We start from the raw sequence: 17,612 nt of genomic DNA on the forward strand, positions 1-17,612 counted from the left end.
CCAGTGCACAGATGTCAGGCCAATTCCTCGGCCTCATCCTCACGCACGATCGCCTTCACCTCGTCGCGACGGCTGATGTACTTCCAGTCCGCTTCGTCGATGTAGATGCCATTCGGCCCGCTGCCGCCTTCCAGGTCGATCGCCACCCGTGCCGACACCTGCGGCTTCACGCTCGCCAGGATCGGCACGAAGCCCAGCTGCTGGCTGGTCTCCAGCAATGCTGCCTGGTTGCGTTCGTCGATGTCCGCCGCCTCGTCGAGGTAGTACGGCAGGCGAATGCGCCCGGCCAGGTCGCGGTCCATCAGGTGCAGCAACAGGTACATGTTGGTCAGCGCCTTGATGGTCATGGTGGTGCCGTTGGACGCGGCGCCGTCGATGTCGGCGTGGATCACCGGCTGGCTGTTGATCTTGGTGATCTCGAAGGCCAGTTCGAACAGGTCCTTCAGACCCAGCTGGTTGTGGTTGGCCGCCACCAGCCGCGCCAGGTACTCCTTGGCCTCTTCGTTCTTGTGATCCTGTTCGGCGCTTTGCGTCAGGTCGAACACCGACAGCGTTTCGCCTTCTTCGTACTGGCCGGCGCTGTGGATGATCTGGTCGATGTGCCGGAGCGCTTCCTTGTTCGGTGCCAGCACCACGCGGAAGCTCTCCAGGTTGGACACCTGGCGCTTGTTGATCTCGCGGTTGAACAGCGCCAGCTGGTGCTCGAGGCTGTCGTAGTCGCTGCGGATGTTGCGCAGGGTCCGGGCGATGTCGGTGACCGCGGCGCGGCGGGCCTTGGCCAGGGTCAGCGCTTCCTCGGTGCGGTGCGAGTAGGCGTTGATCAACAGCTGCAGGCGGCGCTCCATGTCGTCCTCGCTGTCGAACTTGGCCACGCCTTTGAGGCGCACCTGGGCGTACAGCGCCTCGATCTGGTTGTCCACGCGCTGCAGCGCCTGCCAGCTGTCCTGGTAGTCGTTGAGCAGCGGTAGCAGGTTGTCCATGGAGTCGTCTATGGCTTCCATGAACGGCGTGCCGAACGGCAGGTCGGCCGGCAGCAGTTGGCGGCGGCGCAGGGCGTCTTCGAGGGTGCGCTGCTTGGCTTCGAGGTCGGCGATCTGCCGACCCACCAGCTGCAGCTTGGCCGACAGCTGCTGGACGCGCTCGGTGAAGGCGTCGCTGGAGCGCTTGAGCTCATCCTGGGCGGCTTCCAGCTGGCCCAGTTGCTCCATCTTCTCCGGCTCTTCGGCGGCCAGGGTCTCGGTACGGCGGAAGTCTTCCAGGGCCTTCTGCGCATCCAGCACCTGCTGGTACAGGGCCTCGGTCTGCGCCTTGCTGGCGGCGCGGTCGAGGGCCACGGCCTGCTGGGTCTTGAGCTGCTTGAGCTCTTTTTCCAGGCGCTCCTTCTGGTCGCGCAGGGCGGCGCGGTCGGCCAGGGCCTGCAGCGCGGGTGGGTCGATGTGCGAGATGTCGATGGACAGGCCCGGCACTTCGAAGCGTTCGCCCTTGAAGCGGTCGAGCACGCCTTCGAGGGTCTTCACCCACACATCGCTGTCGTCCAGCTCGATGCCACGGTCGCCCAGCGGCAGGCTGAACAGCGCGCCGTTGAACAGGCGCATCAGGCGGTCGACGTCCTGCTGCGAGAACTCTTCGCGCAGGCGGGCATAGCTGTTGTTGTCGGCGTGGTCGAGTTGCTGCTTGACCGCCTTGACGCGTTTTTCCAGGTCGCGCACGCGCTCGTCGAGGTCTTCGGCGGAGAACTGACGCGACTGGGCCAGGGCACCGGCCAGTTCGTCGTGGGCGTCCTTGGCGGCCAGCAGCTGCTGTTCCAGCACCTTGACGTCGGTGACCAGGGCGAAGCGGTGCTTGAGCACCGACAGCTCACCCAGCCAGCGCTGGATACCGGTGATCTCCCGTTCCAGGCGCATCAGCTCCTGGGTGCCGCCGCGCTGGTCGTTCTGCAGGCGGTCCTGTTCGCCACGGTAGTGCTCGGCCTGGATGGTCAGCTCTTCCTTGCGCGCCATGGCGTATTCCTGCCAGGTGCCCAGCAGGTTGTCGAGCAAGGGCGAGATGCGGTGCAGCTTGCCGCGCAGGATGTCGCGCTGGGCCACGCCGCCGGCCAGGGCCTCGACCAGGGGGCCTGCGGCCACCAGGGCGTTGTAGTCGCCCTCCATGCGGCGCACGTCGCGGAAGGCCTCTTCGCAGGCGGCGATGTAGTCGACGCTGCCCGAGCGCAAGCTGTGCTCGAAGGCATCGAGGAACAGCTGCTTGAGCTTGGCGGCGGTGATCTCGCGCATGTGCAGCAGGTTGATGAACAGTGCGCGGAAGGTCTTAAGGCTCTGCTCGCTGGTCGAGCGCAGCGGGATCAGGGTCAGGTCCAGCGGCACCGAGGTGTGGCCGCCGACCAGCAGCCGGCGCAGTTCATCCGGCTTGAGCTCGTAGGCTTTCAGGCCATGGCGCTCGAGGTTGGTGAACAGCTCTTTCTGGCGCAGGCAGGTGTCGTCTTTCTGGTAGTGGGCCAGGTCCAGCTCGCCCTGGTAGGCGAAGAACTGGTGGCCGAAGCCGCCGCCCGGGCCGCGGCCAACCACGCCGATCACATGCGGGCCGTGGGGCAGGTTCAGCTCGGTGAGGATGTAGCTGGTGTCGCTGGCGAAGTAGAAGCGGCGCGACTGTTCCAGGCTGTACTTGCCGAAGCTCATGTCGGACATGCGCGCCAGGATCGGGAACTGCAGGGCGTTGATCGACGCCGATTTACCCAGGTTGTTGGCGCCATAGACCGACAGCGGGTGTTCCAGGGGGAACAGGCCGAGACTGTAGCCGGCGGTGTTGAGCAGTGCGAAGCGGCGGATGCCGTAGCGTTCCTGGCTCATGCGTCAATCTCCTGTTGCTCTTCGCGGATCGCCCGGGCCAGGGCGTCCTCTTCGCTTTCCTCGCCATCGAACGGGGTGAGGTCGAGCGGGTCGTCGGTGCGGTTGAGTTCCTCGGGGGTTTCTTCCACCACCAGCACGGGCACCGGCAGCGGCAGGTCGCTGTGCAGGGTGGCGGCCAGGTCGCGGTCCTGCTGGACCGACAGGCACACGTCGAGGAAACGGTGCATCGGCGGCATGAAGCGGTAGATGCCGCCCTCTTCGAAGGCGAAGCCCAATTGGGTCATGCGGCGCATGATCTTTTCTTCGAGCTCGTCGACGGTCTGCACTTCGGCCTGCAGGAACAGGTCGCGGTATTTGTCGAGCAGCGACGGCAGTTCGTCGCGGCCGATGCTGCCACCGTCGAGCACGGCCATCGGGTCGCGGCCCTGGTCGGCCAGGTGCTCGACCAGGATGAAGGTGAACAGCGACAGGCGCTGGGCGGTCTTGTTGACCTGCGCGGCGGCCTGCTCGGGGACGAAGTAGTAGAAGCCGCGGGTGTCGCAGACCAGCTCGAAGCCCAGGGCCTTGAACAGGGTGCGGTACTGGTCCTGGAAGTTCGACAGCTGGGCGTACAGCTCCGGATCGCGGCGGCTGATATGAAAGCCCTTGAACAGCTCGCGGAAGATCGGCGCGAGCTGGGACAGTTCGGAAAGATCAAGATGCATGGACGGGGCTCGCGGTGGATTCGGTCGGGGTCGCCGGCTTGTTGTCGCGGTTGGAGGTCAGGGCGAAGGAGCGCAGGCTGACCAAGTGTTCGCGGGTAAGGTATTGCTGGCGATCGAGGCGCTCGCGGCTGAAGCGCTTCTCGCGCGACAGGCGCGAGAACCAGTACAGCAACTCGTCGGTGGCGCCCTCGGGCTCCTGCTCCAGCAGCCAGACCATCAGGTCCGGCAGCGGCAGGGCGTCCTCGCAGCGTTCGAGCATCTCTTTGACCGTGCGCGGGGCACGGGGCAGCGGGCCCTTTTGCGTCTTGTGCGCCTTGGGGAAGCGCGCAGGCTTGGGCTCGAAGCGGGCCAGGGCGTAGACGTACGCCTCGACCTGGCTGGCGCTGCCGAGGAAGGTGCTCTGCGGACGGGTGAACAGCGGCATGGCGGCCTGCGGCACGGCGTCGATACCCTTCTTGCGGATCACCGACAAGGCCAGGGCAGCGCCACGGGTCACGGCATTGTGCCGGCGCGCTTCTTCACGCAGCGGCAGCAGCAGTTCGCGGGCGTGACGCAGGGTCAGCTGGGCGCTGGTCTGCATTTCGAGAATGCGCGCATGGGTGCGCAGCAGCATGTCGTCGTCGACCAGGTGGCCGAGGCGCGCCTGCTCGCCCAGAAGGCGCAGCAGCACGGTCTCGACCTTGCGCACGCCCTGCTCGAAGGCGCCGTCGGCATTGACCAGCTGGATCATCGGCTCGACGTACTCGTCCCAGGTCGCCAGTACTTCGGCGTAGCGCTGGCGCAGGGGGATCTGCCGGTTGCTGGTCTTGGCCCGCTCGGCCACGGCCACCAGCGCCTGCTCGTCGTTGTCGAGCTTCTTCAGCACGTCGCGCACGCGCATGTCGAGCAGGCGCAACTGGCGCGCCAGGTCGTCGCTGTCGCGGTTGTCGAAGGCGTCCTGGATATGCCCGGCCAGGCGTTCCAGGTGGCGCAGGTAGGCCTCGATCTCCAGGCACAGGCCCAGCCGGTGTTCGCGGCGCAGGTAGGCGAGGAAGTCGTGGATCTGCGCGTTGAGCTCGAATCGGTTCGGGCTCTTGGCCACCGGGACCAGGATGTCCAGGCGGATCCACACGTCGAGCAGCTGGGTGATGTCCTGCGGGGTGCTTTCCACCTGCTGGCGGGCCAGCTGCTGGCGCAGCTCGACCAGGCTCAGGGTGCCCTGGTCGAAGCGCTCGCACAGCGGCTCGATCAGGGCCCAGTGTTCGGCTAGGGCGCGCAGGACGCGCTTGGGTTCGATCATTGGCGGGTCGACTCGTTGCCAAATAAAAGGGGCGATTGTACTGCATCCAAGGGGGAGGATTTCACCCCTTGGTCTGTTATGGGGATAACCCTGATGCTCAAAGGGGGATTCACCCCGTCGGAGCGGGCTTGGCCCGCGCTGGCTGACAATCTGTTGCGGCGCATCCTGGGCAACGGCGTTAGAATGCCCGCCTGATTTCGTCCACCGGATACCCGCGCCTTGCTGATCGAGTCCCGCCGCCGCGCCTACCTGTCCGCCATGCAAGTGGTGCACTGGCTGCCGCGCGCCGAACTGCCGTTCGCCGCCCCGTCGCGGCCGGAGCTGCTGTTGCCGGTGGCGCCGGTTGAGGACGTCGACTTCGAGGTGCGTCCAGCCGCCCCCACGCCTGCGCCGAGCGCCACCCCGGCGGCTCCCCAGGCGCGCGCCGAGCGGCCGAAGATCGAAATCCCGCGCCCGGGCAGCGTGCCGAAACCGGCCGCCAAGCCGGTCGAGGCCGAGCAGGAGGCCCCCGCGCCACGCCCGGCGCCGGTACCGCCACCACGCTTTGCCCTGCAATTGCTGCGCGCCGGCAGTTGCCTGCTGCTGGTGGAGCTGGCCACCGGCCAGCCGTTCCAGAGCCGCGATCCGTCGTACCTGCTGCTCAAGGACATGCTGCGCGCCGCCGGCCTGCCGGATGCGCCCCAGATCATCGGCGAGCCGGTGCGCTGGCCGTTGCTGATGCGCGGCAACATGGACCAGGGCCCGGACGCCGCTCGCGACTTCGTCCAGGGTTTCATCGCCGCGCGCCTGGAAGAGGCACCCTGCACCTGCCTGTGGCTGCTCGGCCTGCCGGCCATCCGCTTCGCCGGCCAGGCCGATGCCCAAGCCTACTACCAAGAACTCGAGGTCGACCTGCTCGGCAGCGCCTGGGCCTTGCCCGGCCTTGAACTGTTGATGGACGAACCGCAACGCAAGGCGGACGTCTGGAAAGCCATGCGCCAGCTGATGGCGCGCTGGAAGAGCGTTGAATGAGTGACTCGATCAGTTTCCGCCCGGCAACCGAGGCGGATCTGGATGCCCTGCTTAAGATCGAATATGCCGCCTTCAGCCACCCCTGGACCCGCGGCATCTTCCAGGATGCGCTGAAGTCCTACGAAGTGTGGCTGATGTTCGTTGGCCAGCAGCAGGTCGGCCATGGCGTGATCAACGTGATCATCGATGAGGCGCACCTGCTCAACATCACCGTCAAGCCGGAAAACCAGGGCTGCGGGCTGGGCTTGCGCCTGCTCGAGCACCTGATGGCGCGGGCCTACCAGCTCAATGGCCGCGAGTGTTTCCTCGAAGTGCGCGCCAGCAACCAGTCGGCCTATCGCCTGTATGAGCGCTATGGGTTCAACGAGATTGGCCGGCGCCGTGACTACTACCCGGTGGCGGGTGGGCGGGAAGACGCACTGGTGATGGCCTGTACGTTGCTCGAAGACTGAGCGCTATGCCCTGTAGGGGATAAACCAGCCCTTCAGGATGCGCTGTCGCGCAGGGAACTATCCCCTGTGGGAGCAGCCTTGTGCCGTGAAAGGGCCGCTCCTGCAGGGATCGCGTGAGCAGTCGGCTCAGATCTGCGGGGGTTCCACTTCGATCGGCTTGCGCAGATCTCGCAAGCTGCGCGTCACCGTCCCGGTATTGCACTTGGCCGCCGCCTGTTCCGGCGTCATGTCGCGGATGGTGCGGTAGAACAGCTCGCAGGTCTGCTTCTTCTGGGTCACCTGCCACTTGCTGGTGCAGGCCTGCAGGGTGAGCTGGGCGTCGGCCTGCGGGTTGCGCCCCATGCCGGCCTGCCAGCAGGCGGCGGAGAGGTCCTGGCCCATCATCTTCAAGCCGGCGGCGTCGGCCTTGTCCTGATCGCCGTCGTAGCTTTTCGGATCGGCCGCGTACCAGATCGCGCTCGGATGGTTGGCGCCGAGCACCGGTACCTTGGCGCTGTCCGGCTCCGGTGCGATGCTGACCAGCCCCAGCACGTTGACCTTTGGCCCGTACTGCTGCTGGATCCACGCACGCACCGGCGCGCCGAAGGCGACCATCGGCAAGGCGGCCTTGCCGTCGTGGGTGAGGGCCACTTCCTTGACCATCCGCACCTGGTAGTCGTTGAAGTAGCTGTAGACCCCTTCCAGATCCTTGCCCGCGCTGGCCGGCGCGGCGATCGGGGCGATGTCGACGATGGTCTGGTAGGCCGGGGTCTGGGTGGCCTCGACGCCGTTGAAGGTCAGCAGCTGCGCCCAGCGGTCGGTGGTGTTGGACTTCAGGTAGTCCTGGTAGCGGGTCAGCGAGTAGTCCGGCGGGAAGTGCAGCAACTCGACGCTGCGGCGGTTTTCCAGGGCCATGCCCAGGGGCAGGAACAGGTACCAGCTGTAGTCCCAGCCGCCTTTCTGGTTGAGGCGGGTGGCGCCCTGGTAGGCCAGCTCGCCGCTGTCGAGCAGCTTGCGCAAGGGGGCGGTGTAGCTGGCCGGCACGCCGGTGATGCTGGCGTGCAGCTTGTCGTTGTCGCGGTTCACCGTGACCTTGGCGTTGGCATAGCCATCGCGTTGCACGCTCTGGGTGAGGTAGTGCTCGACCGTCTGTTCGAGTGTCCAGTCGCGGTAGCAGATCACGTTGCAGTTGTTGGGGTAGGCGAACAAGCGGGTGACCCGTTGGGCATCGCCCAGGTCGATCTGCGCGTCGGCCATGGCCAGGCCGCTGAAGGTGAGGGCGGCCAGGCCCGATACAGCAATCTTGTGCATGCTTAACTCCTTGTCAGTGGCCGCCGGGATGGCGGGCGCGCCCATGGTGGATGAAGAGGTGGGGCAATGAAAAGCGCCAGGACATGGCTATTGGCTAGCGCGCTGATCGGGCTGGGTGCGGTCCAGGCCGATGAGCGCGATGTGTGGATGTTCGCCCAATGGGCCGGGGATCACGAGAACCGCAAGTTTCGTGAAATGCTGGTGGAGGCCCGGCTATATGGCGTGGTGCCGATCCATCAGTTGCTGCGCTCGGCCTCGGACTGGCGCCTGTGCCAGGCCTCGCCCTTCGCGGTGCCACCGGTGAGCCACTGGCCGGCGGTGCGCTCGACGCTGGCCTTGATCCAGACCCTGGACCGCCAGGGCATCCTGCGTCAGTTCGAAGTGGTGTCGGCCTACCGCGATCCCCGGCTCAATGCCTGTGCCGGCGGCGCGCCGAGCAGTGCGCACATGCGCGCCTTCGCCGTCGACTTGCTGCTACCGCGCGGGGTCGACCCGAGCCCGCTGTGCCGCTTCTGGCAGCAGCACGGCCAGGCCTGGAGCATGGGCCTTGGCCGTTACCCATCGGGGCGCATCCATATCGATACGGCCGGCTATCGCACCTGGGGCGGTGACGGTGGGGCCGGCTCGTCGTTCTGCAGCAAGCCCAGGTGAGCCAGGCAGGCCCGGCACTCGTCGCCGACCCACTGCGCGAAGCGCTGGCGCTTGCTGCCGTCATCCAGTGGCTGCGGGCTGAGCAGGTAGTAGCCGGAGCCGTCGCGCAGGAAGCCGTACGGCGCCTGTAGCTGGCCATTGTCCAGTTCGTCGCGGACCATCAGCGCCGAGGCGATGGCCAGCCCCATGCCCGCGCTGGCGGCCTGGATCGACAGGTAGAAGTGCTCGAAGTCGCTGCGCGCCGTGTGCCGGATAGCCTGGCCGCTCAGGCGCAGCCAAGTGGCCCAGGCATCGGGGCGGGTGGCGCTGTGCAGCAGGCGTTGGCCCTTGGGATCCGGCGTGGCGACCGGGCCGATCCATTCATCGCAGATCTTCAGGCTGTGCAGTTGGCGGTCCCAGTGGAAGTCATCGCGGCGCAGGGCCAGGTCGATGCCGCTGCGGGCGAAGTCCACCGGGCCGCCGGCGGCCACCAAATGCAGTTGCAGGTCCGGGTGCCGGGCATGGAAGCGCGGCAGGCGAGGGATCAGCCAGCGCATGGCGATGGTCGGCTCGCAGGACACCACCAGTACGTTATCGTGGGCTTGCTGGTGCAGGCGCTGCACGGCGCCTTCCAACTGCTCGAAGATCGCCTGGGTGGTGGCCTGCAGGTCGCGCCCGGCGCGGGTGAGGAAGATCGCCCGGTTGCGCCGTTCGAACAGCTCCACGCCGAGGTTTTCCTCGAGCAGGCGCACCTGGCGGCTGACGGCGCCGTGGGTCACATGCAGGTGCTCGGCGGCGCGTACGAAGCTTTCGGTTCGGGCAGCGATGTCGAAGTAGCGAAAGGCGGTGAGGGGAGGCAGTTTCATGTGCTGGCCTGTTCCGGCGCTATCGCGGGCACCGTTGGATGTGATGAGGATATGTCAGGAAAACTAGCAGATTAGCCTCACTATAAATCGATTTTTACTCGTTCAAAGCAACAGGATAATCCCATCTTCCGTGAATTTTCATCGAGGATACCTGTTCGTGAACGAACTCATCGCCGTCGCCCTCTTCACCCTCCTGGCCGTCATCAGCCCCGGCGCCGACTTCGCCATGGTCACCCGCAGCAGTTATGCACAGGGCCGCAAGGCCGGCCTCGCCGCGGCGGTAGGCATTGCCCTGGGCGTGCAGGTGCATGTGCTGTACACCGTGTTCGGCCTCGCCGTGATCATCAGCCAGAGCCCAACCCTGTTTGTGGCCATGAAGGTGGTGGGGGCGGGCTACCTGGTGTACCTGGGCTACAAGTCGCTGACCAACACCACGCGCATAAGCCTCGAAGGCCTGGCGCACAGCGAGGCCAGTGTGGCCAGTGCATTACGCACGGGCTTTCTGACCAATGCGCTGAACCCCAAGACCATGCTCTTCGTGGTCAGTGCCTACACCCAGGTGGTGCAGCCCGGCAGCCCACTGGCACTGGACTTCGCCTATGGCGCGTTCATGTCGTTCGCCCATTGGGTGTGGTTCAGCCTGGTGGCGGTGTTTTTCTCCAATCACCTGTTGCGTCGGGCGATGATCGAGCGACAGGTGGTGGTCGATCGGGTCATCGGCGTGGCGTTGATCGGGCTGGGGCTGGCCGTGGTGGTGGCGGGTGTGAAGTAGATTTTTCGCAGGCAAAGAAAAAGGGCTTATCTTTCGATAAGCCCTTTTAAAAGGTGGTGGCTACACAGGGACTTGAACCCCGGACCCCAGCATTATGAATGCTATGCTCTAACCAACTGAGCTATGTAGCCAACTTGGCGCGCATTATTAGCTCGAATCGCGATCCTGTCAACAACGTTTTCAAAAAAAATTTCCAACCTTTCAAAAACTTAGCCGGGCAGGGCGCTTCAACGCACGACCAGCCAGTGGCCGAGCAGGTTGTGCAGGCGCAGTTGCTGATCGGCAGCCAGGCGCTCGAGGCTCTGCGCCGGGTGGTCGAGGTCGAAATCGCCGCTGACCCGCTGGTAGGTGGCCTGCTCGTTCAGCATCAAGACACGCTGGCCTTGGTAATCGGCCAGGCGTTCCAGCACCTCGCTCAACGGCAGGTTCCTGGCCTTCAACTGGCCGTTGCGCCAGGCATCGGCCAATTTGGCGTCGATCTTCTCGACCGGATTGATGCGGCGTGCGCTGAACGTCACCCGCTCGCCGGCATTGACCAGGCGCTGGTCGCCACCCTGCAACACCGCAGCCTTGCCGGCGAACACCACCAACTCGTCGTAGTCGGCATGGCGGGCGATCTGCAGGCGGGTGCCGAACACCTGGATCCGGGTGTCATCGACCTGCACCTCCAGGGCACGGCCATCGAGCATCACCTCCAGGTAAACCTGCCCCTGCACCAGGTGCAACTGGCGGGTGCGGCCACGCAGGTCGACATTCATCGCGCTGGCGCTGTCCAGATGCAGGGTCGAGCCATCGGCCAGGCGCACGCTACGGCGCTCGCCGCTGTCGGTGTGCAGTTCGCTGCCCAGGCGCTGCATCACGGGCCAGTAGAGCCAGGCCAGTGCGCCCACCAGCAGCAGAAACAGCAGCGCCAGGCACAACCCGGCCCGGCTGCGGCGGACTTTGGCGATGCGTGGGCGCGGGCGCGCCGCCGGCACCTGCAATTGCTGCCAGTAGGCTTCGAGCTGGGCATAAGCCCTTGCGTTGAGCGGGTCCTGGCACCAACTGGCGAATGCCTGGCGCAGGGGCTCGTCGCAGCCGGGCTGGCGCAGGCGCGAGAACCAGTCCAGGGCTTCCCGCTCGGGGTCGGGCGTTGGCTGCAAGGCGGGCATCGGGCTCATGGGATCGGTCTGCTCGCAGGGGGAGGGCGGTTTCGCCCCGCATTTACAGGGAAGAGGAGAAAGGATGCTAAATATATTGAGAATTATTTACAAGTACGTGTCGGATGGAAGGCTCGCCGAAATAAAAAGGTAGCTTCGTATCTATTTGTTTCACGATAATCGGATCCCAATCCGCGGACGGACATCCAGCCCATGGCCATCAGCAGTACCACGACCTCCAGCGCCGGCAACCCGGCCAACCAGGCCTCGCCGCTGGTGATGCGCATCATCGGTTTCTGCGCCCTGGCGCACCTGATCAACGACCTGATCCAGTCGGTGCTGCCGGCGATCTACCCGATGCTCAAGGCCAACTACGACCTGAGCTTCGCCCAGATCGGCCTGATCACCCTGACCTTCCAGATCACTGCCTCGTTATTGCAGCCGTGGGTGGGCTTTTTCACCGACAAGCGGCCTACACCGAACCTGTTGCCGCTAGGCACCCTGTGCACCCTGGTGGGTATCGTGATGCTGGCCTTCGTCGGCAGCTTCCCGATGATCCTGCTGGCCTCGGCGCTGGTGGGCATCGGTTCGTCGACCTTCCACCCCGAGACCTCGCGCATCGCCCGGCTGGCCTCCGGCGGGCGCTTCGGCCTGGCCCAGTCGAGCTTCCAGGTCGGCGGCAACGCCGGCTCCGCGCTCGGCCCGCTGCTGGCGGCGGCGATCGTGATTCCCTTCGGCCAGACCCATGTCGCCTGGTTCGGCCTGGCCGGTCTGTTCTTCTTCGCCGTGACCCTGATGCTGCGCCGCTGGTACAAGGAGCACCTCAACCAGGCCAAGGCGCGCAAGGCGGTGCAGGCCACCCACGGCATCTCGCGCCAGCGGGTGATCCTGGCGCTGGTGGTGCTGGGCCTGCTGGTGTTCTCCAAGTACTTCTATATGTCCAGCTTCACCAGCTACTTCACCTTCTACCTGATCGAGAAGTTCCAGCTGTCGGTAGCCAGTTCGCAGTTGCACCTGTTCCTGTTCCTCGGCGCGGTGGCGGCGGGCACCTTCTTCGGCGGGCCGATCGGTGACCGCATCGGGCGCAAGGCGGTGATCTGGTTCTCGATCCTCGGGGTGGCGCCGTTCACCCTGGCGCTGCCGTATGCCGACCTGTTCTGGACCACCGTGCTCAGCGTGGTGATCGGTTTCGTCCTGGCGTCGGCGTTCTCGGCCATCGTGGTGTATGCCCAGGAACTGGTGCCAGGCAATGTCGGGATGATCGCCGGGATCTTCTTCGGGCTGATGTTCGGCTTCGGCGGGATTGGCGCGGCGCTGCTGGGGTATGTGGCGGATCTGCGTGGGATCGAGTATGTGTATGGGGTTTGCTCGTTCCTACCGTTGTTTGGGTTGTTGGCGGTGTTTTTGCCGGCTACTGGCAAGCGCTGAGGCTCAGCGGGGACTGTACTGCGTCCAGTCAGTCCCAATTCCCTCTATGAGGCCAAAGTCTTCCGACTGAGGGCAGCGTGTCCATACATGGATTGTTACTGTGCACCTGTGATTTTTGTCAGTAGTAAGTACTGTATTTTCGTGAAACTTTTTTTGCAGTATTCAGGCGGGGCGGTGATCATGACCACGATCAGAGATGGACAGAAATCAATCCTATTGGCAATCGATAGCTCAGCCTCTGTTGCCGGGTACTCAGACCATCATGTCAGCTACACCCCGCATGGATATACAAGGCAAGTGCGTATGTCAGGCATTGCGTTCAAGGGGCAGTATCTTGACGCGGTAACAGAGCGGTATCCCTTAGGTAATGGATATCGCTTCTATAGCCCAGTCCTAATGCGCTTCTGCTCTCCCGACAGTGAAAGCCCGTTTGGGTTGGGAGGGGTTAATAGTTATGCTTTCGTGACTGGAGACCCAGTAAATGGCTCTGATCCTGGCGGCCATTCCCCTTGGACAAAGGTACTTTCGGCGGTAGGCGAAAGTTACAATGGGAAAGGAAGTAAAATCGATGGGGTCAAGATATTCTACTCTGAGCACCCAGTACAGCAAGGTAAGAAACTATTGAATGTTGTTGCACATGGCGCGCCAGGAGAAATCAAAGGAAAGGAGAGAAGTTATAGTCCTCAAGCGTTCGCGAATTTATTAGTATCAAATAATATTTCGGTTGAAGGGCAAGAGTCACATTTTATCGCGTGCTATTCAGCTGCTCCCTTGGAATGGGGAGGTGCTTCCTTTATCAAACAATGGACCCAAATCACTGGCGCGAAAACAACGGGGTATAGAAACACAGTGGTCTCGCTCCGATCCTCGGATGGCGATGATTTTAATGCTTTGATTCTGCCGACACCGCGCGCGCTCAGATGGCTTACAGGACCGGAGCCGGGAAAAAAGGTTGAGAGACCAGATAAAATGTCAAATTTAACTCGTGTCAGCACACGTTAATTATATCGGCAAGTGATGGAGTTCAGGCAGGATCATTTGCCGGCAAATAAAAACTATGCTGGGAAAACCCGGCATTGGCGGCTTGTAAAATATTTAAACCAGGCCAACTGTGAATTGACGGCGGTCTTTCCTTGGCCTAGAGTGCCGCCTCCTCTCCACCTGCGTAGTCGATGCAATGCGCCGTACCCGTAGTCTCCGCCCACACCGCCAGCCTGTCGCCCCGACAGCGCGCCGCGCGTGGCCAAGCGACACGGTGCTCAAGCGTCGGCGCAGCGTGCTGTTCGCCTTCACTTTCTCGCCACACCTTGCCCTGAACTGATCCGCGCCCCTGCATCCCGCGCCTTTGCGGCGTGATCGCGGGCGCCTGCGTTCGAACATCTTTCAGCGGATTTTCCAGTCGGCCAGGGCCAGAGCCCCTGCGCGCCGGCTTGCAAGGAGTGGTACATGAACATGCGTTTGCTGGCGGGCCTGTTGTTCGCCGTGTCGGTGGTCGGTTTCAGCCTCGGGGCGAGCCTGCCGCTGGTGTCGTTGCGCCTGCACGAAGCGGGTGCGGGGACGCTGGAGATCGGCATCATTTCGGCGATCCCGGCGGCGGGCATGATGCTTTCGGCGTTCATGGTCGACGCCTGCTGCCGGCACCTGACCCGCCGGGTCATCTACCTGCTCAGCTTCAGCCTGTGCACCCTGAGCATCGCCCTGCTGGAATGGGCCTTCGACTCGATGCTCTGGCTGGCGCTGCTGCGCCTGGGGCTCGGCATCGGCATGGGCATCGCGATCATCCTCGGCGAGTCGTGGGTCAACGAGCTGTGCCCGGAGCACAACCGCGGCAAGATCATGGCCCTGTACGCCACCAGCTTCACCGGCTTCCAGGTGCTCGGCCCGGCGTTGCTGGCGCTGCTCGGCGCCGACAGTCCGTGGCTGACCGGCGTGGTCACCGTCTGTTACGGCCTGGCGCTGCTGTGCATCCTGTTCACCGTGCCCAATGACCATGTCGAGCATGGCGACGAAGGCGAGAAGAGCTTCGGCCTGGCCGGCTTCTTCCGCGTCGCTCCGGCGCTGTGCGTGGCGGTGCTGTTCTTCTCGTTCTTCGATGCCGTGGTGCTGTCGCTGCTGCCGGTGTATGCCAGCAGTCACGGCTTTGCCGTGGGCGTGGCGGCGCTGATGGTGACCGTGGTGTTCGCCGGCGACATGATCTTCCAGCTGCCGCTGGGCTGGCTTGCCGACCGGGTCGAGCGCACCGGGCTGCACCTGGTGTGCGGGCTGGTGGCGATGAGCATCGGCATTGCCTTGCCCTGGCTGCTGCAGATGACCTGGCTGCTGTGGCCGTTGCTGGTGGTGCTCGGGGCGGTGGCGGGCGGCATCTACACACTGGCGCTGGTGCTGATCGGGCAGCGCTTCAGGGGGCAGGACCTGGTGACGGCCAACGCCAGTGTTGGCCTGCTGTGGGGTGTCGGCAGCCTGGTCGGGCCGCTGGTCAGCGGCGCGGCGATGGATGTGGCGCCCCATGGCCTGCCCATGGCGCTGGCGCTGATGGCGGGACTGTTCGTGTGCTTCGCCCGCCAGGCCTATCGCCGGGCGGGCAAGCTTCAGGCGGTGGCGGACTGACCCCCAGCCATCACGCGGCAGGTCAGAACGTTCCGCGCAAGGTCACCGACACGTTGCGCGGGTCGCCCCAGTAGTAGCCGGTCGGCGTCGGCGCCACCTGGCGGTAGTACTGCTTGTCGAACAGGTTGTTGGCGTTCAGCTGCAGCGAGTAGTTGTCGTTGAAGCGGTAGTTCACCATCGCGTTGTACACCGCATACCCCGACTGCGAGGCTTCGGCGCTGCCGCTGCGGTTGTAGATGTCGCTCTGCGCCTGCACGCCGCCGCCCACGGTCCAGGCCTGCAGCTCGCCCGGCAGGCGATAGCTGGTGAACAGGCGCAGCATGCGCTTGGGGTCGGTGGTGCGGATCGGGTTGCCGTTGTTGCCGGTGGTGTCCTTGAGGTATTCGGTGGTGTTGTAGGTGTAGCCACCGGTCACGTTCCAGCCCGGCAGCACTTCGCCAGAGATCTCCAGTTCGAAGCCCTGGCTGCGGTTCTTGCCCGCGGCGACCTTGCAATAGCCGCTGGTGTAGTTGGGCAGGCACGGGTTCGGCCCGCTGAGGTCGTCCAGCGCGTTGCCCACCTGGTAGATGCGGAAGAACGCCAGCGAGGTGTTCAGCCGGCCCTCGTAGAACTCGCCCTTGATCCCCGTCTCGTAGGCTTCGCCGGTGACCGGTTCGAGCACGGAGCCGGCGGCATCGGTGTTGGTCTGCGGGTTGAAGATCTCGGTGTAGCTGGCGTAGGTGCTGAAGTTCTCGTTGAGGTCGTAGATCAGCGCGGCGTACGGCACGATCTCGTTGTCGACGCTGAACTTGCCGCTGGCCTTGGTGTTGTTCTCCTGCTCGTAGTCGTACCCGTTGGCGCGTGCGCCGATGATCGCGGTCAGCGGGTCGGCCAGGGAGATGCGCCAGGTGGCGTAGGCGCCTTCCTGGGTGGTGCGGGTGCGCACCGGGTGGGCGGTGATGTTGATGTGCGGGTTGGACAGGCTGGTTTTCGGGTCCCAGGTGCGGATGTCGAACACGCCCGATTGCACGTTGTTGGTGGCCGAGGCGTAGGAGTCGTTGCGGATGCGCTCGACACCCAGCATCAGCTCGTGGGTGCGGCCGAGCAAATCGAACGGGCCATTGAGGGTGGCGCTGAGGTTGTTCTGCAGGCTCTCGCCGCCATCGCCTTCGGTCACCTGGTAGCTCATCAGGTAAGGGTTGCGGGTCGGGTTGGCGGTGCCGGTGGCACGGCTGAAGTAGGTCTGCTTGAAGCCGTTGTCGTCCAACTCGAAGTGGGTGCGCTGGGCCATCAGCTTGAGCGTCCAGTCGTTGTCGAAACGGTGTTCGAGCTCGGCGAAAGTCTGCAGGTTGCTGCGGTTCCAGCGGTTCCAGTCGGCGCCCAGGTAGGTGCTGCGGCCGAACGGCAGCGGCGAGCCGTCGTAGTCGGCCGGCAGGTTGCCCCAGGCACCGGTGGCGTCGAGCTGGGTCCATTCGAGGCCGGTGGTGAGGGTGGTGCTGTCGTCGAGGTCGAAGGCCATCACCCCGTACAGCACGTCCTTGCGCTCCTGACGCGATTGCTGGAAGTGGTCCTTCTCGTCGTGTACCGCGATCACCCGGCCACGCACGTTGCCTGTCTCGGTCAACGGCCCGGAGAGGTCGGCGACGTAGCGCTGGGCGTCCCAGGTGCCGAGGGTGACGCTGCCTTCGCCCTGGAACTCATAGGTGGGCCGCTTGCGCACCAGGTTGACGGTGCCCGAGGGGTTGCCGGCGCCGCGCAGCATGCCGGTGGCGCCGCGCAGGACCTCGGCGCGGTCGAGGATCGCCGAGTCGCTCTGGATGAACGAGCCGCCGCCGCTGCTCTGTACCACGGTGGCGCCGTCGTACTGGATGGCATCGATCTGGTAGCCGCGCGAGAAGTACTGCACCCGCTCGCTGTCGGTGAGGTTGACCACCACGCCGGGGGTCTGTTCGAGCAGGTTGGTGAGGTTGGTGATGTTCTGGTCGTCGATCCGCTGGCGGGTGACCACGGTCACCGACTGCGGGGTGTGGCGGATGCTTTGCGGGGTCTTGCCGATGGTCACCGCACCGGTGGTGTAGGAGCCGCTGTGCTCGGTGGTCTCGCCCAGGCGGTTGCTGGAGATGCTGGTGGCGCCCAGTTGCAGGGCGTCGCCGACGTCCAGGGCAGGGAGCAGCAGGAAGCTCTTGTCGCTTTCCTGCTGGACCTGCACATCGCTGCCCCGCAGCAGGATCTGCAGGGCCTGGGCGCTGTCATGCCGGCCTTGGACGCCCTGGGTGGTCTTGCCCCGCAGGCTGCCGGCGTCGAACGACAGGTTCAGCCCGCCCTGGCGCGCCAGCTGGTCCAGCGCGGCGGCCAGCGGGCCGGCCGCGATGTTCCAGTCGCGCGGCTGGCTCTGGCTGGTGGGCGCGGCAAGGGCGAGGGTCGGCGGCAGGCCGGCGCAGGCCACGCCCAGGCCCAGGGCGGCGGCGCGGATGGCATGGCGCAGGGGGGCGTTGCGGGGGGAACACGGGCGGATCATGAAGCGCTCCTGAAGGTTGGCAGACCACTGTTCGGGCTTGTTTCCTTCAGGCCGGACGAGAATGAGATTCCACCTCATTTATTTTTTGATG

14 protein-coding genes and 1 tRNA gene are annotated in these 17,612 nt (G+C 64.8%); 7 read left to right on the forward strand and 8 right to left on the reverse strand.

All coding sequences use genetic code 11. The annotated features are described in order from the left end of the window. Positions 1-14: 14 nt before the first annotated feature. Genes mksF through mksB form a run of 3 tightly spaced genes read right to left on the reverse strand, consistent with a single transcriptional unit; the run spans position 15 to position 4,829 of the window. On the reverse strand, positions 15-2,846 hold the full coding sequence (gene mksF, locus AC25MA_RS14315; RefSeq protein WP_028691173.1) for an Mks condensin complex protein MksF: 2,832 nt from the start codon (positions 2,844-2,846) through the stop codon (positions 15-17). Further along, on the reverse strand, positions 2,843-3,550 hold the full coding sequence (gene mksE, locus AC25MA_RS14320; RefSeq protein ID WP_011532174.1) for an Mks condensin complex protein MksE: 708 nt from the start codon (positions 3,548-3,550) through the stop codon (positions 2,843-2,845). Before mksE ends, mksF begins: the two co-directional genes overlap by 4 nt. Beyond that, positions 3,540-4,829 carry an Mks condensin complex protein MksB gene (mksB, locus tag AC25MA_RS14325; protein ID WP_028691172.1) on the reverse strand — a complete coding sequence of 430 codons (1,290 nt, stop codon included), beginning with the start codon at positions 4,827-4,829 and terminating at the stop codon, positions 3,540-3,542. The genes mksE and mksB overlap by 11 nt, the downstream gene beginning before the upstream one ends. A gap of 219 nt (positions 4,830-5,048) precedes the next feature. Between mksB and AC25MA_RS14330 the strand changes: the two genes are divergently transcribed. Together AC25MA_RS14330 and rimI are read left to right on the forward strand one after the other, a co-directional pair. After that, positions 5,049-5,840, forward strand: a complete 792-nt coding sequence (locus AC25MA_RS14330) for an energy transducer TonB (RefSeq protein ID WP_069017847.1) — start codon at positions 5,049-5,051, stop codon at positions 5,838-5,840. After that, positions 5,837-6,292 (forward strand): ribosomal protein S18-alanine N-acetyltransferase, encoded by a 456-nt coding sequence (gene rimI, locus AC25MA_RS14335; RefSeq protein WP_028691170.1) that lies wholly within the window; start codon positions 5,837-5,839, stop codon positions 6,290-6,292. The genes AC25MA_RS14330 and rimI overlap by 4 nt, the downstream gene beginning before the upstream one ends. A 126-nt stretch (positions 6,293-6,418) precedes the next feature. On the opposite strand, the gene AC25MA_RS14340 is transcribed toward rimI, so the two are convergent. Then, the gene (locus AC25MA_RS14340; protein WP_062364701.1) at positions 6,419-7,582 is read right to left on the reverse strand and encodes a hypothetical protein; all 1,164 of its coding nucleotides are present in this window, start codon (positions 7,580-7,582) and stop codon (positions 6,419-6,421) included. Between the two features lie 66 nt (positions 7,583-7,648). On the opposite strand from AC25MA_RS14340, the gene AC25MA_RS14345 reads away from it, so the two are divergent. Then, complete coding sequence (locus AC25MA_RS14345; protein ID WP_288521501.1) at positions 7,649-8,233, forward strand: YcbK family protein; 585 nt, start codon at positions 7,649-7,651, stop codon at positions 8,231-8,233. On the opposite strand, the gene AC25MA_RS14350 is transcribed toward AC25MA_RS14345, so the two are convergent. Beyond that, the gene (locus AC25MA_RS14350) at positions 8,173-9,078 is read right to left on the reverse strand and encodes a LysR substrate-binding domain-containing protein (protein WP_207851200.1); all 906 of its coding nucleotides are present in this window, start codon (positions 9,076-9,078) and stop codon (positions 8,173-8,175) included. The genes AC25MA_RS14345 and AC25MA_RS14350 overlap by 61 nt on opposite strands. A gap of 157 nt (positions 9,079-9,235) precedes the next feature. Between AC25MA_RS14350 and AC25MA_RS14355 the strand changes: the two genes are divergently transcribed. Beyond that, complete coding sequence (locus AC25MA_RS14355) at positions 9,236-9,850, forward strand: LysE family translocator (RefSeq protein WP_062364697.1); 615 nt, start codon at positions 9,236-9,238, stop codon at positions 9,848-9,850. A gap of 54 nt (positions 9,851-9,904) precedes the next feature. Here AC25MA_RS14355 and AC25MA_RS14360 read toward each other — a convergent pair. Together AC25MA_RS14360 and AC25MA_RS14365 are read right to left on the reverse strand one after the other, a co-directional pair. Beyond that, positions 9,905-9,981: transfer RNA gene (locus AC25MA_RS14360), tRNA-Met, on the reverse strand. A 96-nt stretch (positions 9,982-10,077) separates the two neighbouring features. Further along, positions 10,078-11,001: a FecR family protein gene (locus tag AC25MA_RS14365; protein WP_288521672.1), complete on the reverse strand. Its 924-nt coding sequence runs from the start codon at positions 10,999-11,001 to the stop codon at positions 10,078-10,080. 201 nt (positions 11,002-11,202) lie between these two features. On the opposite strand from AC25MA_RS14365, the gene AC25MA_RS14370 reads away from it, so the two are divergent. From AC25MA_RS14370 to AC25MA_RS14380, 3 genes are all read left to right on the forward strand, one after another. After that, a complete protein-coding gene (locus AC25MA_RS14370; RefSeq protein ID WP_486972132.1) occupies positions 11,203-12,417 on the forward strand; it encodes an MFS transporter in 1,215 nt (404 codons plus the stop codon). Between the two features lie 180 nt (positions 12,418-12,597). After that, positions 12,598-13,419, forward strand: coding sequence for an RHS repeat-associated core domain-containing protein (locus AC25MA_RS14375; protein ID WP_486972133.1), 822 nt, complete (start codon positions 12,598-12,600; stop codon positions 13,417-13,419). A 444-nt stretch (positions 13,420-13,863) separates the two neighbouring features. After that, positions 13,864-15,024 carry an MFS transporter gene (locus AC25MA_RS14380; protein ID WP_028691163.1) on the forward strand — a complete coding sequence of 387 codons (1,161 nt, stop codon included), beginning with the start codon at positions 13,864-13,866 and terminating at the stop codon, positions 15,022-15,024. A gap of 22 nt (positions 15,025-15,046) precedes the next feature. Here AC25MA_RS14380 and AC25MA_RS14385 read toward each other — a convergent pair whose 3' ends face one another. Continuing rightward, positions 15,047-17,521: a TonB-dependent siderophore receptor gene (locus tag AC25MA_RS14385; protein WP_186596459.1), complete on the reverse strand. Its 2,475-nt coding sequence runs from the start codon at positions 17,519-17,521 to the stop codon at positions 15,047-15,049. Between the last annotated feature and the right edge of the window lie 91 nt (positions 17,522-17,612).

This window comes from Pseudomonas sp. P65(2024) (genome assembly GCF_057480955.1).

Coding starts and splice junctions, on each gene's coding strand:
- mksF (WP_028691173.1), bottom strand. CDS start 2,846: ATGAGCCAGGAACGCTACGGCATCCGCCGCTTCGCACTGCTCAACACC.
- mksE (WP_011532174.1), bottom strand. CDS start 3,550: ATGCATCTTGATCTTTCCGAACTGTCCCAGCTCGCGCCGATCTTCCGC.
- AC25MA_RS14350 (WP_207851200.1), bottom strand. CDS start 9,078: ATGAAACTGCCTCCCCTCACCGCCTTTCGCTACTTCGACATCGCTGCC.
- AC25MA_RS14375 (WP_486972133.1), top strand. CDS start 12,598: ATGACCACGATCAGAGATGGACAGAAATCAATCCTATTGGCAATCGAT.
- AC25MA_RS14340 (WP_062364701.1), bottom strand. CDS start 7,582: ATGCACAAGATTGCTGTATCGGGCCTGGCCGCCCTCACCTTCAGCGGC.
- AC25MA_RS14365 (WP_288521672.1), bottom strand. CDS start 11,001: ATGCCCGCCTTGCAGCCAACGCCCGACCCCGAGCGGGAAGCCCTGGAC.
- AC25MA_RS14370 (WP_486972132.1), top strand. CDS start 11,203: ATGGCCATCAGCAGTACCACGACCTCCAGCGCCGGCAACCCGGCCAAC.
- rimI (WP_028691170.1), top strand. CDS start 5,837: ATGAGTGACTCGATCAGTTTCCGCCCGGCAACCGAGGCGGATCTGGAT.
- AC25MA_RS14345 (WP_288521501.1), top strand. CDS start 7,649: ATGAAAAGCGCCAGGACATGGCTATTGGCTAGCGCGCTGATCGGGCTG.
- AC25MA_RS14385 (WP_186596459.1), bottom strand. CDS start 17,521: ATGATCCGCCCGTGTTCCCCCCGCAACGCCCCCCTGCGCCATGCCATC.
- mksB (WP_028691172.1), bottom strand. CDS start 4,829: ATGATCGAACCCAAGCGCGTCCTGCGCGCCCTAGCCGAACACTGGGCC.
- AC25MA_RS14380 (WP_028691163.1), top strand. CDS start 13,864: ATGAACATGCGTTTGCTGGCGGGCCTGTTGTTCGCCGTGTCGGTGGTC.